Consider the following 13,952-nt stretch of genomic DNA (forward strand, 5'->3'; position numbering starts at 1 on the left):
ATACCTAGCCAAGCAGGGCTAGGTATGTGGGAGCTCTTTTTCTGCTTTTGAAATCAGCTGAATATCTAAAGAAACATTACAAAACAAAAAAGCTTGTAGAAAAAACATCGTTTTCTCTACAAGCTGAGCGGGCGTTTGCGCCCGCTATTTATGTAATTAAGAGATCAGCACGCCCGCGAAAAATTCCTGATATAACGCTTGAACGGCTTTTCTTTCTTCGGCTTCTTTTACGCCGAACATCATGCTCACTTCAGAAGATCCCTGATTGATCATTTCGATATTCACTTTTGCCTCTGATAATGCCTTGGCCGCTCTCGCCGTTGTGCCGACATTGTGGCGCATCGCTTCTCCAACAACCATAATCAGTGCGAGATGATGCTCGACAATCACTTCGTCGGCGTGCAGCTCCTCTTGAATCTGTTTGATCACACTGCGTTCAGTGACGGCATCCATTTGACCCTCCCGTAAGATGATGGTCATGTCATCAATTCCCGATGGAACATGCTCATACGTCAATCCGTGCTCCTCCAAGATTTGAAGGGCTTTGCGCCCAAATCCGATTTCTCTGTTCATTAAATATTTGCTGATATAAATGCTGCAAAAGCCGGTATCGCTGGCAATGCCGACGACAGGGCCGTTTGTGTTATCCCGCTTGCTCACGACGCGTGTGCCTTGGGCTGACGGGTTGTTCGTATTTTTGATTTGTACGGGAATCCCCGCTCTGAACGCCGGAATGAGCGCTTCATCATGAAAAACTGAAAAGCCCGCATAGGACAGCTCCCGCATCTCTCTGTATGTCAGTTCGCTGATTTCCTTTGGATTCTCAACGAAGGACGGATTGACAGAGTACACAGCGTCCACGTCTGTAAAGTTTTCGTACAAATCAGCTTGAAGTCCGTTGGCGAGAATGGAACCGGTAATATCAGAACCGCTCCGTGAGAATGTGATCACATCGCCATCCTTGCTGAATCCGAAAAAACCGGGAAAAATAATGAGGCTGTCACGTTCCCGAAGACGATAGAGGTTTTGATAGGATTCAGGAAGAACTTGCGCGTTGCCGGGTTCATGTGTCACAAAAAGGCCGGCGTCCTTCGGGTTGACATATTCCGCTTTGACGCCTTTATGGCGGAAATAGGCGGCGATCAGCTTGGCGTTGTTATCCTCCCCGCTGGCTTTGACTGCGTCAAGATACTGCTCGGGATCGTTTTTATCTCCTTCTAAAAGCGTAAACAGATCATCGCGGATTTTTTCGATAATGCTTTGCTCCAGCTGAAGCTCATTGGCGATGAGGGCATACCGTTCCATAACAGCTTCCGCCAATTCAGGGGCGCTGCCTGATGCCAAATATTGTTCTGCACATGCGATTAAGAGATCAGTCACTTTCGTATCCTCAGCATAGCGTTTTCCCGGAGCTGAAACGACTACAGCTTTCCGTGCCGGATCTGAGGTTACGATGTGAAACACCTTTTCAAGCTGAGCGCCTGAAGCGAGTGAGCTGCCTCCGAATTTAACGACCTTCATGTTTACATCTCCTAATGTTTAAAATTTTCTCGCAAATTTAGTATTTATTATCTCTCTTTCAGTCCTGTAAATCAAGGGGTAATTTCTTTCTGGAATGAACATTTGTATTTTCCACGAGGAACGATGTCAGGTTTGTTGACCGTATACATGCGTTGTGAAGATAAATATGGTAAACAGCCTAACGATTTGGGATTTGAAAATGATGATAACGATGAGTAAAATTGATTATATGATCAGATTAATATTTTGAAAGAATATTGACTAACACTAGAAAAATGGTAATATGTAAATGATAATGATAATCAATTACTATATGGCCATATTGTTTTGAGTCCTTGCGGAGTAGGAGATACGTTCTTTTTGCTGTAAGGATGTGAGGAGGCAGCATGAAGCTACGTTACTTATTTATTCTACTTATCATATTAGCAGTCACATCTGTATTTATCGGCGTAGAAGATCTGTCGCCGCTTGATCTCTTTGATTTAAGCAAACAAGAGGCGTCAACGCTGTTTGCAAGCCGTTTGCCGCGATTGATCAGCATCATTATCGCGGGTTTAAGCATGAGCATCTGCGGTTTGATTATGCAGCAGATCACCAGAAACAAATTCGTGTCACCGACAACCGCGGGCACAGTGGATTGGGCGAGGCTCGGCATTTTAATTTCTTTGCTGCTGTTTACATCCGCCAGTCCTTTAATCAAAATGCTGATCGCGTTTGTCTTTGCCCTTGCAGGAAATTTTCTGTTTATGAAAATCCTTGAAAGAATCAAGTTTAACGACACCATCTTTATTCCGCTTGTCGGTTTAATGCTTGGGAATATCGTCAGTTCAATCGCGACATTTATCGCATATAAATATGACTTGATCCAGAATGTGTCATCATGGCTTCAGGGAGACTTCTCTTTAGTCGTGAAAGGAAGATACGAGCTTCTTTATCTGAGTATTCCGCTCGTCATCATTGCCTATTTGTATGCGGATAAATTTACAGTGGCCGGTATGGGAGAAAGCTTTTCTGTCAACCTCGGCCTGAAGTACAAGCGGGTTGTGAACATCGGGCTCATGATCGTGTCCCTGATCACGTCTCTTGTCATTTTGACTGTCGGTATGCTTCCGTTTCTCGGTTTGATTATCCCGAATATTGTATCGATTTACAGAGGAGACAATCTAAAGAACAGCCTGCCGCACACGGCGCTATTGGGAGCGGTTTTTGTGCTGTTTTGCGATATATTGGGCAGAATCATTATCTTCCCTTATGAAATCTCGATTGGCCTGATGGTCGGAATCATCGGCAGCGGCATTTTCCTGTTTATGCTGTTAAGGAGAAAAGCTTATGCGTAACCAGATGAAAATTGCGATGCTCGTTGGTTTAGCCATTGTTTGTATTGGCTTGTTTTTGTTTTATGACGTAGGCAATTGGGATTACACCCTGCCGAGAAGAATCAAAAAGGTCGCTGCCATTGTGCTGACGGGAGGAGCGATTGCGTTTTCGACGATGATCTTTCAAACGATTACGAACAACCGCATCCTGACGCCGAGCATCTTGGGCCTTGATTCTCTCTACATGCTGATTCAGACCGGCATTATCTTTTTATTCGGTTCTGCAAATATGGTCATCATGAATAAAAACATGAACTTTATCATCTCTGTTCTGCTGATGATACTGTTTTCCCTTGTTCTTTATCAGCTCATGTTTAAGGGAGAGGGGAGAAATATCTTTTTCCTTCTGCTCGTTGGAATCGTGTTTGGCACACTGTTCAGCAGCCTGTCTTCCTTTATGCAGATGCTGATTGATCCGAATGAGTTTCAAGTGGTGCAGGACAAGATGTTTGCCAGCTTTAACAACATCAATACGGATTTGTTATGGCTCGCGTTCATCATCTTCCTGCTGACAGGCGTTTACGTCTGGCGTTTTACGAAGTTTTTTGACGTGCTGTCGCTCGGGCGCGAGCACGCCGTGAATTTGGGCATTGACTACGACAAAGTGGTGAAGCAGATGCTGGTCGTGGTTGCGATCCTTGTTTCTGTTTCAACAGCGCTAGTCGGGCCGATTATGTTTTTAGGCCTTCTTGTCGTCAACCTGGCGAGAGAATTCCTGAAAACGTATAAGCATTCATACTTAATCGCAGGCTCCGTCTTCATCAGCATCATTGCGTTGGTGGGAGGACAGTTTGTGGTTGAGAAAGTGTTTACCTTTTCAACGACGCTGAGCGTCATTATCAATTTTGCCGGCGGGATTTATTTTATCTACTTGCTGTTAAAGGAGAATAAATCATGGTAGAGGTCAAAAATGTAAGCAAACAATATGGCGGGAAAGTGGTCCTTGAAGAGACATCAGTCACGATTCAAAAGGGCAAAATTACCTCGTTTATCGGTCCAAACGGCGCCGGCAAAAGCACGCTGCTGTCTATAATGAGCCGCCTGATCAAAAAAGATTCCGGCGAGATTTTCATAGACGGCCAAGAGATTGGATCATGCGACAGCAAAGAGCTTGCTAAAAAAATGAGCATTTTGAAGCAGGCGAACCAAATCAATATCAGGCTCACCATCAAAGATCTCGTCAGCTTCGGCAGATTTCCTTACTCACAAGGCCGGCTGACAGAGGAAGACTGGGGTCATATCAACCAGGCGCTCGGCTATATGAAACTGGAAGACATTCAGGACAAATACCTGGATCAGCTGAGCGGCGGACAGTGCCAAAGGGCATTTATCGCAATGGTCATTGCCCAGGACACCGATTATATTTTTCTGGATGAGCCGCTGAACAATCTGGATATGAAACATTCAGTTGAAATTATGAAACTGCTGAAACGGCTGGTGGAGGAGCTTGGAAAAACAATCGTGATCGTTATTCATGATATCAACTTCGCATCCGTCTACTCCGATCATATCGTTGCCTTGAAAAACGGCCGAATCGTAAAAGAGGGGCCGCCCGAGGAGATTATTGAAACCTCTGTGCTTGAAGAAATCTACGATATGACCATCCCGATTCAGACGATTGATCATCAAAGAATAGGTGTTTATTTTTCTTAATCTATAGAAGAGGTGAAGAGCATGAAAAAGTTTGCATTATTATTCATCGCTTTGGTAACGGCAGTTGTCATTTCTGCATGCGGAAACCAAAGTACAAGCAGCAGCAAAGGTTCTGATTCAAAGAATGAACAAATCACAGTGAAACACCTGCTTGACAAAGACGGCACAAAAGTGCCAAAGAACCCTGAAAAAGTAGTCGTGTTTGATTTTGGAAGCTTAGATACGTTAGATAAACTCGGCCTTGATGATAAAGTGGCAGGCCTCCCGAAACAAGCCCTTCCTAAATATCTGTCCCAATTCAAAGATGACAAATATGCGGATGTCGGAAGCTTAAAAGAGCCGGATTTTGAAAAAGTGGCTGAAATAGACCCTGATCTGATCATTATTTCAGGAAGACAATCTGAGTCATACAAAGAATTCTCTGATATCGCGCCGACGATTTACCTTGGCGTGGACACAGCGAAATACATGGAGTCATTTAAGTCAGACGCGGAAACAATCGGTAAGATCTTTGATAAAGAAGATGAAGTAAAAGATGAACTTGCAACAATTGATAGCTCAATTGCAGACCTTAAGAAAACAGCTGAAAAGCTTAACAAAAACGGTCTTGTCATCATGGCGAACGACGGAAAAATCAGCGCGTTCGGTTCTAAATCAAGATACGGCCTGATCCATGACGTATTCGGCGTGACACCGGCTGATAAAAACATCAAAGCCTCTACTCATGGACAAAGTGTTTCTTACGAGTACATTTCAAAAACAAACCCGGATTACCTGTTTGTCATTGACCGCGGTACAGCAATCGGAGAAACATCATCTACAAAACAAGTCGTTGAAAACGATTATGTGAAAAACGTAAACGCAGTGAAAAATGATCACGTCGTTTACCTTGATTCTGCTACTTGGTACTTATCAGGAGGCGGACTTGAGTCTATGACGCAAATGATTAAAGAAGTAAAAGACGGTTTAGAGAAGTAAACAAAAGGGCCTCCGCTTAAAAGCGGGGCCTTTTTATGTGATCAGCGTGCCGCCTGCTGTTCGGCAGGGCGCTGAGGTTTCTTTAATGTAAATGATAGAAGGAAGCCGGCAAGTGCGATGCAGGCTGCCACGAGAAATGCGGCGTTCATGCCGTGCAAGGCTGCGTGTTTCACATTTGTCGTGCCTGCGTGTGCCGCCTGGTTGCTCATGACGGACACCAAAAGTGCGGTTCCGATCGAGCCGCCGACCTGGCGGATGGTGTTGTTCATCGCTGTTCCATGCGGAATCAGGTGGCGCGGCAACGCGTTGATTCCGGCTGTCGTCACCGGCATCATGATCATGGCGGTACCTAAAAGGCGAACAGTGTATAAAACGACAATCCAAGCGAGTGACGTATGGTCGGTCAGCTGCATAAACGGCAGCGATGTCAGGAAGATGATGCAGAAACCGGCGATTGCCAGCCCTCTTCCGCCGACACGGTCAAAGATTCTGCCGATGATCGGTGACATGAAGCCCATCAGAATGGCTCCCGGAAGAAGCATGAGTCCTGTATCAAAAGCTGTGACGTCTCTGACGTTTTGTGTATAAAGCGGCAGGATGGTTTCCGTACCGATCAATAGTGCGAAGACAAGCGTTCCAAGCAGTGTTGTTAAGCTGAAAACGCCAAACGTAAAGACGCGGAATTCCAGCATCGGTTTTTCAAGTTTCATTTGTCTAGTAATAAATAAAATAAGTGCGACGGCACCCACCAGCAGTGAAATCAAGACGGTTGAACTGGTCCAGCCATAAGATCCAACGCTTGAGAAGCCGTACAGAAGCCCGCCGAATCCAAATGTCGAAAGGATCACTGATAAAATATCAATCTGTGTTTTTCTTAAAGTCGTCACGTTCTTCATCAGGATGCTGGCAAGAATTAAATCAATCACAGCAAACGGAAGAATAATATAAAACAGAGATCTCCAAGAGAAAGCTTCGACTGCCCATCCGGAAAGAGTCGGCCCGATTGCAGGCGCGAATGAGATGACCAATCCAACCATACCCATAGCCTGGCCACGCTTTTCAATCGGAAAGATCGTCAGGAATACGGTCTGCATGAGCGGCATCATAATACCTGCACCTGCTGCTTGAATGATACGCGCTGTCAGCAAAACCGGGAAGTTCGGCGCGAATGCTCCGACGACTGTTCCGGCAGTGAAAATACTCATTGCTATGATGAGCAGCGTCCTGCTCGTGAATTTTTCAATTAAAAACGCCGTAATCGGAATTAAAATCCCGTTGGTTAACATAAATGAAGTTGTCAGCCATTGCGCTTGGTTGGCATCTACATTGAAATCCCTCATAATATGGGGAAGCGCGGTAATTAACAGCGTCTGATTTAAAATCGCGACAAACGCCCCGGCTAATAAAATGCCGACAATGACAGAACGATTAAAAGGTTTTGGTGCAATACTTTTATCCAATACATATCCCTTCTTTTCTCTAAGTAATTAACAGTGTTTTTAACATCGAAACGGGCTGTGTTAAAACACCGGTTTGTTCCAGATAGCCAATCAGTGATTTGAGCAAAAAAGCGCGGGGTTCTTTCTTCTTCGCTTCTTCCTCCAGCATAGCGGCTGCGGATGTCAGTTCATCTACGTCAAAGTCCGCGGCGGGCAGGGAAGAGATGCCTTGGTGTAATTCCTTCAGGCTTTCCGACAACAGGGCTGATTTATCCTTTGGCTTGTAGGAGGATGCTGAATGAATATAAAGCTCGATGGCTTCAGGAGGAAGGAGAGACTGCCGGGTTTCCTTGTTTTTGACAATCTGATTGAGGGTGCTGATGATAAACGCTGCGATCGGGTCAAGCTCAAGCGGTTTTTCCTCGATCTTGATCAGCATGACAAACTCACGCATCATGCCGTGAAGAATGATGACTAAATCCCACACAAACGGGAGAATGGTTTCTCCATACGCCTGGATCAGCGAATCGCGGTGCCAGCAAATAATCGTTGATCTGGTCTGATGGATATGCTGTTTAACCCGGTTATTATGCAGCTTAGGGTTCCCGTAGGTCAGCATATTGAAAAACTGCTGGTTCCGCCTGAAGCCTTCCAGCTCCATTTTGACCTTTTGCATCAAACGCTCCTCCGGTGTCAGCGAGGTATTTTCCTGAAGTCTTGAGGCCGCGGCCACCATTTGCTTCTGGTTAAATGACAGCAGCTCTAAAAGCAGATCTTCCTTAGACTGAAACAGCTTATATATCGAAGCTTTTGACATCTTACATTCTTCTGCGATCGCCTGCATAGAAACCGACGTAAAATCCTTTTCCGAAAAAAGCTTTCTCGCAGTTAACAAGATATCTGTTTTTTTATCAAGCATCTCATGGCTTCCTTCTTTCTTGAACATTAGAAAACCCATTGGTTCACAGAAAACCAATGAGTAACAATGAAAAAATTTTACCAAATAAACTAAATAGAAGTCAATGGATTTTAACCGGACAATCGAAAGGCCCGCCGGAAAATCCGACAGGCCGGGTGAGGCTTATTTTTCAACTTTAAATCCTTGTTTCTCAAGCATTTCACGGATATGCGGATAGTATAGGCGCTCATAATAGGAAGCGATACTCTGTGACCAGTTTCTTGTTTCTTGTCCGTTTGTCCGTTTACTCATGTATTCAGACATTGTCTCGTCATATGACTGAATGTGGGACGTCAGCTCATCTTGATTCAAATAGGTTTCCTGATGATTGACTGCTTCCTGCGGAAGACGCGGTTTTTTCGCTGAACGGTCAGCTGGATGCCCGATGACAAGGCCGGAAACAGGGAACACATATTTCGGAAGCTCAAGCAGTTCGATCAACTCTTGAGGGTTTCCGCGAACCGCCCCGATAGGAACCGTTCCCAGTCCGAGGGATTCGGCCGCTGCTGTCGCTGTGCCGAGGGCGATACCGGCGTCTACGGCGCCGACAAGAACGGACTCCAATCCGTTTGTGATTTCCATATTGAAATCATGCAGATCTTCAAGCGCGATTTTGGCCCGGTTGAAGTCTGCGCAGAATAGCAAGAAAACAGGAGCCTGATCAATCCAAGGCTGACCGCCTGCCAGCTCGGAGATTTTCTTTTTGCGCTCTTTATCCTGCACTGTGATCACAGTCACTTGCTGCCCGTTGATAGAAGTGGGGGCTGCTTGCACCGCTTGAATGATGTGGTCCAATTGTTCCTGTGCTACAGGTTGATCCGTATAGCTGCGAATCGAGCGGTGGTCTGTTAATGATTTGATGACTTCATTCATATGGGACACCCTTTCCTTACTCGCTAAGCTCTGTGCGGACAACATCAAGAGGGGCGCTCAGCAGTTCTTTTCCTTTTGCGACAAATCCTTGGAAATGCGCAGTTTCATTGTGTGATTTCATCGCCGCTTCATCTTTCCATTGCTCAAGCATCACAAATGTATTTTCTTCACCCACTTTTTCAAATAGGTCGTATTGCGCGTTGCCTTCCTCAGCTCTTGAGTGCTGAACAAGCGATTGTGCCTCGCTCAAAAATTCCTCGCGTTTTTCTGGTTTTACTTTGATGTAAGCTTGTAATACGATCATGTCAATCTCCTCCATCGTTATGCTGATTTTATTGTTCGAATTTAATCGAACTAACTGTATCATGTATTCAAAATGAGGTAAAGGAAAAACCCTCAAATAGTAAAATTGTCATTCTAATTGTTGTGTGATACATTTGTGTCATGAACATTCCAAACCATCCAGAAACAGAAACGTTGCAGCTGACAAAGGTTCTTCACGCACTTAGTGATCCGCTTCGTTTAGAGCTGGTAAAGCAATTAGCTGAAGCGAAAGAAAAAACGTGCGGCACCTGTGCGGATGTACAGGTTGCCAAATCGACCTTGTCGCATCATTTTAAAGTACTGAGAGAATCAGGCATCGCTCAAGTTCGGATAGAAGGAAAGCGCCGGTATTATTCGCTTCGCGCTGAAGACCTTGAAAAGGCGTTTCCCGGCCTGCTTGAAGCCATACTGAATGTTGACCAGGATCGCTGGTGAATTAATCCCCTGTACCGGGGATTTTTTTATGTCCGTAAACAGCACGGAAAAGCCTCTCGACACCCTCCTGAATGTCTTCTTCCTTCAGCCGCGCGAAGCCGATAATGAGAGCGGGCCGGCCTGTTTGCCGCTTGTTTTTTTCCTCTAAGTCAAATCGGCTCATTCCGAAGATTTCGAGCTGCTGGCCGGCGGCGTGTGCCAGAATGTCTTGTTCGGTGCGGCTTGTATGAAATTCGGTGACAAAATGCAGTCCCGCATTCGCCCCTTTTACGGAAATCTTTCCTCTGAACTTTGTTTCTAAAGCGGTGATCAGACGCTCTCTCTTTTCTTTATAATGCTGCTTCATTTTTTTAATATGCTTCTGATATTCTCCGGACTCGATAAATGCCTGCAGGGTGAGCTGTGTAAGCGACGAGCATGTCTGCAAATCATAGCCCCGCTGTTTGTATGTCCGGAGCAGCTCCGGCGGCAAAACCATATAGCTGATCCGCAAGCCTGGGAGAAGGGATTTTGAAAAGGTGCCCATATAGATGACATTTTGAAAATGGCCGAGGCTTTGAAGCGCCGGAATGCTATCGACATCGTATGTAAATTCACTATCATAATCGTCTTCAATAATATAGCGATGCGGTTCCTCGGCTGCCCAGTTCAGCAGCTGAATTCTTCTGGATACAGGCATAATCGTTCCGGCCGGAAATTGATGCGACGGGGTCGTCACCAGCACATCAGGCTGCTGTCTATTGATTTCAGCAATCGACATGCCTTTGTCATCAAGCATAATGGTCTTCACCTGTTTTCCGGCATGTTTTAAAAGCTGGTACATGCGCCTGTAACCGGGCTCCTCCATCGCATACACCGCTTCCTTGGGCAACAGCTCAGTCAATAGCTGCATGAGCACCTGTGTGCCTGCCCCTATAACGATTTGTTCCGGCCGGCATTTTACACCCCGCGTCAAAGAAATGAGCCTGGCAACGGCCGCTCTCACTTCATATATTCCTTGCGGATGCGACATATCACCGAGCGTGCGGTATGAGCGGGAGGCCGCTTTTTGCTCGCAGCGAAACCAGCTTTTGATCGGAAAATGGTCTGTATCGGCACTCATGTGTGAAAACGAGATCCAATCGCTCTGATCTTGGTGAACCTCTTTCAGATCATCCGGCAGTACAAACGGAGGGTGCTCCTCGGCTGAAAACATGTCCAGCTTCTCCACGAAAAAACCCTTTCGCTCAATGGCGTATAAATATCCCTCAGCCAGCAGCTGCTGATAGGCTGCATTCACTGAGTTTACGCTAACCTTCAGCTTCTCTGCCAGCTCCCGTTTGGAGGGAACCTTCGAGTGGGGCAGCAGATTGCGGCTGAGGATTTCTTTTTTCAGCTTTTGATAAATTTGCTGATAGATATAATCGGCTTGTTCTGAGCGGTCGAGTGTGATTGTGATATCCATTTGCGGTGTCTCCTTCTGATACCATCAAAAAGTTATAATTGGTACTTTTCATCATACCAAAAAGAAGTCAGAATGATAAGAAAATAGCGACAGGGGGACATTCACATGAGTGAAACAACAGCAAGCATCACGACTGCCCAGTGGCAGCAAAAACGGGATCAATTCGTGTCAAAAGGTGTGAGCAACGGCAACCGCAGTCTGGCGGCCAAAGGGGAAGGGGCTGAGCTGTACGATTTGGACGGCCGGAGGTTTATTGATTTTGCAGGCGCCATCGGAACGGTAAACGTCGGACACTCACATCCGAAGGTGGTTGAGGCTGTAAAGCGGCAGGCTGAGGAGCTCATTCACCCGGGGTTCAATGTCATGATGTACCCATCTTATATCGAATTAGCCGAAAAACTGTGCGGCATTGCACCGGGCAGCTATGAGAAAAAAGCGATCTTTCTGAACTCGGGGGCGGAAGCGGTTGAAAACGCTGTGAAAATCGCCAGAAAATATACAAAGCGCCCAGGGGTTGTTTCGTTTACACGCGGGTTTCACGGGCGGACGAATATGACGATGAGTATGACGAGCAAGGTAAAACCTTATAAATTCGGCTTCGGACCTTTTGCTTCAGAGGTTTATCAAGCACCGTTCCCCTATTATTATCAAAAGCCGGCGGGCATGAGTGATGAAAGCTATGACGACATGATCATCCAAGCGTTTAATGATTTCTTCATCGCTTCCGTCGCGCCGGAAACGGTGGCGTGTGTCGTGATGGAGCCGGTGCAGGGAGAAGGCGGCTTCATTATCCCATCGAAAAGGTTTGTGCAGCACGTTGCGTCATTTTGCAAAGAACACGGCATTGTCTTTGTCGCTGATGAAATCCAAACGGGTTTTGCCAGAACTGGCGCTTATTTCGCGATTGAGCATTTTGATGTAGTGCCTGACCTGATCACGGTTTCTAAATCACTTGCGGCGGGCTTGCCGTTAAGCGGTGTGATCGGCCGTGCGGAACTGCTTGATGCGGCGGCGCCCGGGGAGCTGGGGGGCACGTATGCAGGCAGCCCGCTCGGGTGCGCTGCGGCTTTGGCTGTCTTGGATATCATTGAAGAAGAAGGATTGAATGACCGTTCTGAAGAAATTGGAAAAATCATTGAAGAGAAGGCGTATGAGTGGAAACAAGAATTCCCGTTCATCGGTGACATCCGCAGACTCGGGGCAATGGCGGCCATCGAAATTGTCAAGGACCCCGACACGCGAGAGCCTGATAAGGCGAAAGCGGCAGCGATTGCGGCGTATGCGAATCAAAACGGCTTGCTTTTGCTGACAGCGGGAATCAACGGCAATATCATTCGTTTTCTGACGCCGCTCGTCATCTCAGACAGCCTTCTGAATGAAGGGCTCAGCATATTGGAGGCGGGCCTGCGAGCGTAATCATTGGAAAGAAAATAGCTGGGTCTGCTATCATTTTAAGTAATCATAAAACAGAAAGGAATGTTCAATATGCCAGATCAATTAACGGTCTGCAACCCGGCTACGGGCGAGGAGATCAAAACGATTCCTCAGCAATCAGCCAAAGAAGTAGAAGAAGCCATTGAACGTTCACATCAGGCGTTTAAAACGTGGTCTAAAACATCAGCGAATGAAAGAGCGTCTCTCTTAAAAAAATGGTATGAGCTGATTGTTGAACATAAAGAAGAACTTGCAGATTTAATTACAAAGGAAAACGGAAAACCGTATCAGGAAGCGGTCGGTGAGGTACTATACGGCGCAGGCTATATCGAATGGTTCGCAGAGGAAGCGAAGCGTGTGTACGGAAGAACGGTCCCTGCTACGACAACCGGCAAACGAATTGTCGTCACACGCCAGCCAGTCGGCCCTGTTGCTGCCATCACGCCTTGGAATTTCCCGAATGCGATGATTACACGTAAAGCGGCGCCTGCTCTTGCTGCCGGCTGCACGTTTATTATCAAGCCGGCACCGGACACACCGCTGTCTGCCTATGAGCTTGCGCGCCTCGCATATGAAGCGGGCATTCCGAAGGACGTCCTTCAGGTTGTGATCGGCGACGGCGAAGAGATCGGAAATGTCTTCACAAGCAGTCCGAAAATCCGCAAAATCACCTTCACAGGATCAACGCCGGTAGGGAAAATCCTCATGAAAAACAGTGCGGACACCGTGAAACATGTCTCCATGGAGCTCGGTGGCCATGCCCCGCTGATTGTGGATGAGGATGCCAACATCGATCTTGCCGTCGAACAGGCGATGCTGTCTAAATACAGAAACGCCGGACAGACTTGTGTTTGTGCAAACCGTCTCATCGTTCACGAGTCGATTAAAGACGAATTTGCCGCGAAACTAAGCGAGCAAGTGTCTAAGCTCAAAGTCGGAAATGGGCTTGAAGATGGCGTCAATGTCGGCCCGATTATCAATAAAAGAGGCTTCGAAAAAATCGTCAGCCAAATCGATGATGCCGTTGAAAAAGGCGCGAAGGTTCTTGCAGGGGGCACGTATGACCGAAACGATGACAAAGGCTGCTACTTTGTCAATCCGACAGTGCTCGCCGATGTCGATACGTCCATGAATATCATGCACGAGGAAACTTTCGGCCCGGTTGCACCGATCATCACGTTTTCTGATATTGATGAAGCGATTCAGCTTGCCAACGATACGCCGTACGGCTTGGCTGCTTACTTCTTCACAGAAAACTACCGCCGCGGCATCTATATTTCCGAGAATCTCGAGTACGGCATTATCGGCTGGAATGACGGAGGACCGTCAGCGGTTCAAGCGCCATTCGGCGGAATGAAAGAAAGCGGCGTCGGCCGCGAAGGCGGTTCGGAAGGCATTGAGCCGTACCTTGAAACGAAATATATGTCCATTGGTTTGTAAAAGAATGCAAGCTCCTAAAGAGCTGCCGGATCTTCCGGCAGCTCTTTTTGTGTTTCCGGCGAATAAACCCAACCATT

The 13,952-nt window shown here is 46.7% G+C and carries 13 protein-coding genes; 7 read left to right on the top strand and 6 right to left on the bottom strand.

The features are described 5' to 3' along the window. Positions 1 to 156: 156 nt before the first annotated feature. On the bottom strand, positions 157 to 1,521 hold the full coding sequence (locus JMN17_RS18485) for an aspartate kinase (protein WP_087993036.1): 1,365 nt from the start codon (positions 1,519 to 1,521) through the stop codon (positions 157 to 159). A 386-nt stretch (positions 1,522 to 1,907) separates the two neighbouring features. Here JMN17_RS18485 and yclN point away from each other — a divergent pair, with 386 nt between their 5' ends. Genes yclN through JMN17_RS18505 form a run of 4 tightly spaced genes read left to right on the top strand, consistent with a single transcriptional unit; the run spans position 1,908 to position 5,528 of the window. Continuing rightward, positions 1,908 to 2,858, top strand: a complete 951-nt coding sequence (gene yclN, locus JMN17_RS18490) for a petrobactin ABC transporter permease YclN (protein WP_087993035.1) — start codon at positions 1,908 to 1,910, stop codon at positions 2,856 to 2,858. Continuing rightward, positions 2,851 to 3,798, top strand: coding sequence for a petrobactin ABC transporter permease YclO (yclO, locus tag JMN17_RS18495; protein WP_087993034.1), 948 nt, complete (start codon positions 2,851 to 2,853; stop codon positions 3,796 to 3,798). Before yclN ends, yclO begins: the two co-directional genes overlap by 8 nt. Beyond that, a complete protein-coding gene (gene yclP, locus JMN17_RS18500; protein WP_087993033.1) occupies positions 3,792 to 4,550 on the top strand; it encodes a petrobactin ABC transporter ATP-binding protein YclP in 759 nt (252 codons plus the stop codon). Before yclO ends, yclP begins: the two co-directional genes overlap by 7 nt. A 21-nt stretch (positions 4,551 to 4,571) precedes the next feature. Then, positions 4,572 to 5,528 (top strand): siderophore ABC transporter substrate-binding protein, encoded by a 957-nt coding sequence (locus JMN17_RS18505; RefSeq protein ID WP_087993032.1) that lies wholly within the window; start codon positions 4,572 to 4,574, stop codon positions 5,526 to 5,528. Positions 5,529 to 5,569: 41 nt separating this feature from the next. On the opposite strand, the gene JMN17_RS18510 is transcribed toward JMN17_RS18505, so the two are convergent. The 4 genes from JMN17_RS18510 to JMN17_RS18525 all read right to left on the bottom strand — a co-directional run bounded on the left by JMN17_RS18510 (position 5,570) and on the right by JMN17_RS18525 (position 9,102). Further along, positions 5,570 to 6,988, bottom strand: a complete 1,419-nt coding sequence (locus JMN17_RS18510) for an MDR family MFS transporter (RefSeq protein ID WP_087993031.1) — start codon at positions 6,986 to 6,988, stop codon at positions 5,570 to 5,572. Positions 6,989 to 7,007: 19 nt separating this feature from the next. After that, positions 7,008 to 7,886 carry a TetR/AcrR family transcriptional regulator gene (locus tag JMN17_RS18515; protein ID WP_202328892.1) on the bottom strand — a complete coding sequence of 293 codons (879 nt, stop codon included), beginning with the start codon at positions 7,884 to 7,886 and terminating at the stop codon, positions 7,008 to 7,010. Between the two features lie 162 nt (positions 7,887 to 8,048). Further along, on the bottom strand, positions 8,049 to 8,798 hold the full coding sequence (locus JMN17_RS18520) for an NADPH-dependent oxidoreductase (RefSeq protein WP_087993029.1): 750 nt from the start codon (positions 8,796 to 8,798) through the stop codon (positions 8,049 to 8,051). 16 nt (positions 8,799 to 8,814) lie between these two features. After that, on the bottom strand, positions 8,815 to 9,102 hold the full coding sequence (locus JMN17_RS18525) for a putative quinol monooxygenase (RefSeq protein ID WP_003225015.1): 288 nt from the start codon (positions 9,100 to 9,102) through the stop codon (positions 8,815 to 8,817). Positions 9,103 to 9,242: 140 nt separating this feature from the next. Between JMN17_RS18525 and JMN17_RS18530 the strand changes: the two genes are divergently transcribed. Beyond that, positions 9,243 to 9,557: an ArsR/SmtB family transcription factor gene (locus tag JMN17_RS18530; protein ID WP_087993028.1), complete on the top strand. Its 315-nt coding sequence runs from the start codon at positions 9,243 to 9,245 to the stop codon at positions 9,555 to 9,557. A 1-nt stretch (position 9,558) separates the two neighbouring features. Here JMN17_RS18530 and gabR read toward each other — a convergent pair whose 3' ends face one another. After that, a complete protein-coding gene (gene gabR / locus JMN17_RS18535) occupies positions 9,559 to 11,001 on the bottom strand; it encodes a MocR-like transcriptional regulator GabR (protein WP_202328894.1) in 1,443 nt (480 codons plus the stop codon). Positions 11,002 to 11,106: 105 nt separating this feature from the next. On the opposite strand from gabR, the gene gabT reads away from it, so the two are divergent. After that, positions 11,107 to 12,417: a 4-aminobutyrate--2-oxoglutarate transaminase gene (gene gabT / locus JMN17_RS18540; protein WP_202328896.1), complete on the top strand. Its 1,311-nt coding sequence runs from the start codon at positions 11,107 to 11,109 to the stop codon at positions 12,415 to 12,417. 69 nt (positions 12,418 to 12,486) lie between these two features. Then, entirely contained in the window at positions 12,487 to 13,875 is a 1,389-nt protein-coding gene (gene gabD, locus JMN17_RS18545) for a succinate-semialdehyde dehydrogenase (RefSeq protein WP_202328898.1), read from the top strand. The last annotated feature ends 77 nt before the right edge of the window (positions 13,876 to 13,952 follow it).

The sequence above is a fragment of the Bacillus sp. RHFS10 genome, from assembly GCF_016757475.1.
Lineage (GTDB): Bacteria > Bacillota > Bacilli > Bacillales > Bacillaceae > Bacillus > Bacillus subtilis_G.

What these genes read in the sequence shown, in the direction of transcription:
- JMN17_RS18485 (WP_087993036.1), bottom strand. Translation starts at nt 1,521, where the DNA reads ATGAAGGTCGTTAAATTCGGAGGCAGCTCACTCGCTTCAGGCGCTCAG.
- yclN (WP_087993035.1), top strand. Translation starts at nt 1,908, where the DNA reads ATGAAGCTACGTTACTTATTTATTCTACTTATCATATTAGCAGTCACA.
- yclO (WP_087993034.1), top strand. Translation starts at nt 2,851, where the DNA reads ATGCGTAACCAGATGAAAATTGCGATGCTCGTTGGTTTAGCCATTGTT.
- yclP (WP_087993033.1), top strand. Translation starts at nt 3,792, where the DNA reads ATGGTAGAGGTCAAAAATGTAAGCAAACAATATGGCGGGAAAGTGGTC.
- JMN17_RS18505 (WP_087993032.1), top strand. Translation starts at nt 4,572, where the DNA reads ATGAAAAAGTTTGCATTATTATTCATCGCTTTGGTAACGGCAGTTGTC.
- JMN17_RS18515 (WP_202328892.1), bottom strand. Translation starts at nt 7,886, where the DNA reads ATGCTTGATAAAAAAACAGATATCTTGTTAACTGCGAGAAAGCTTTTT.
- JMN17_RS18520 (WP_087993029.1), bottom strand. Translation starts at nt 8,798, where the DNA reads ATGAATGAAGTCATCAAATCATTAACAGACCACCGCTCGATTCGCAGC.
- JMN17_RS18525 (WP_003225015.1), bottom strand. Translation starts at nt 9,102, where the DNA reads ATGATCGTATTACAAGCTTACATCAAAGTAAAACCAGAAAAACGCGAG.
- JMN17_RS18530 (WP_087993028.1), top strand. Translation starts at nt 9,243, where the DNA reads ATGAACATTCCAAACCATCCAGAAACAGAAACGTTGCAGCTGACAAAG.
- gabR (WP_202328894.1), bottom strand. Translation starts at nt 11,001, where the DNA reads ATGGATATCACAATCACACTCGACCGCTCAGAACAAGCCGATTATATC.
- gabT (WP_202328896.1), top strand. Translation starts at nt 11,107, where the DNA reads ATGAGTGAAACAACAGCAAGCATCACGACTGCCCAGTGGCAGCAAAAA.
- gabD (WP_202328898.1), top strand. Translation starts at nt 12,487, where the DNA reads ATGCCAGATCAATTAACGGTCTGCAACCCGGCTACGGGCGAGGAGATC.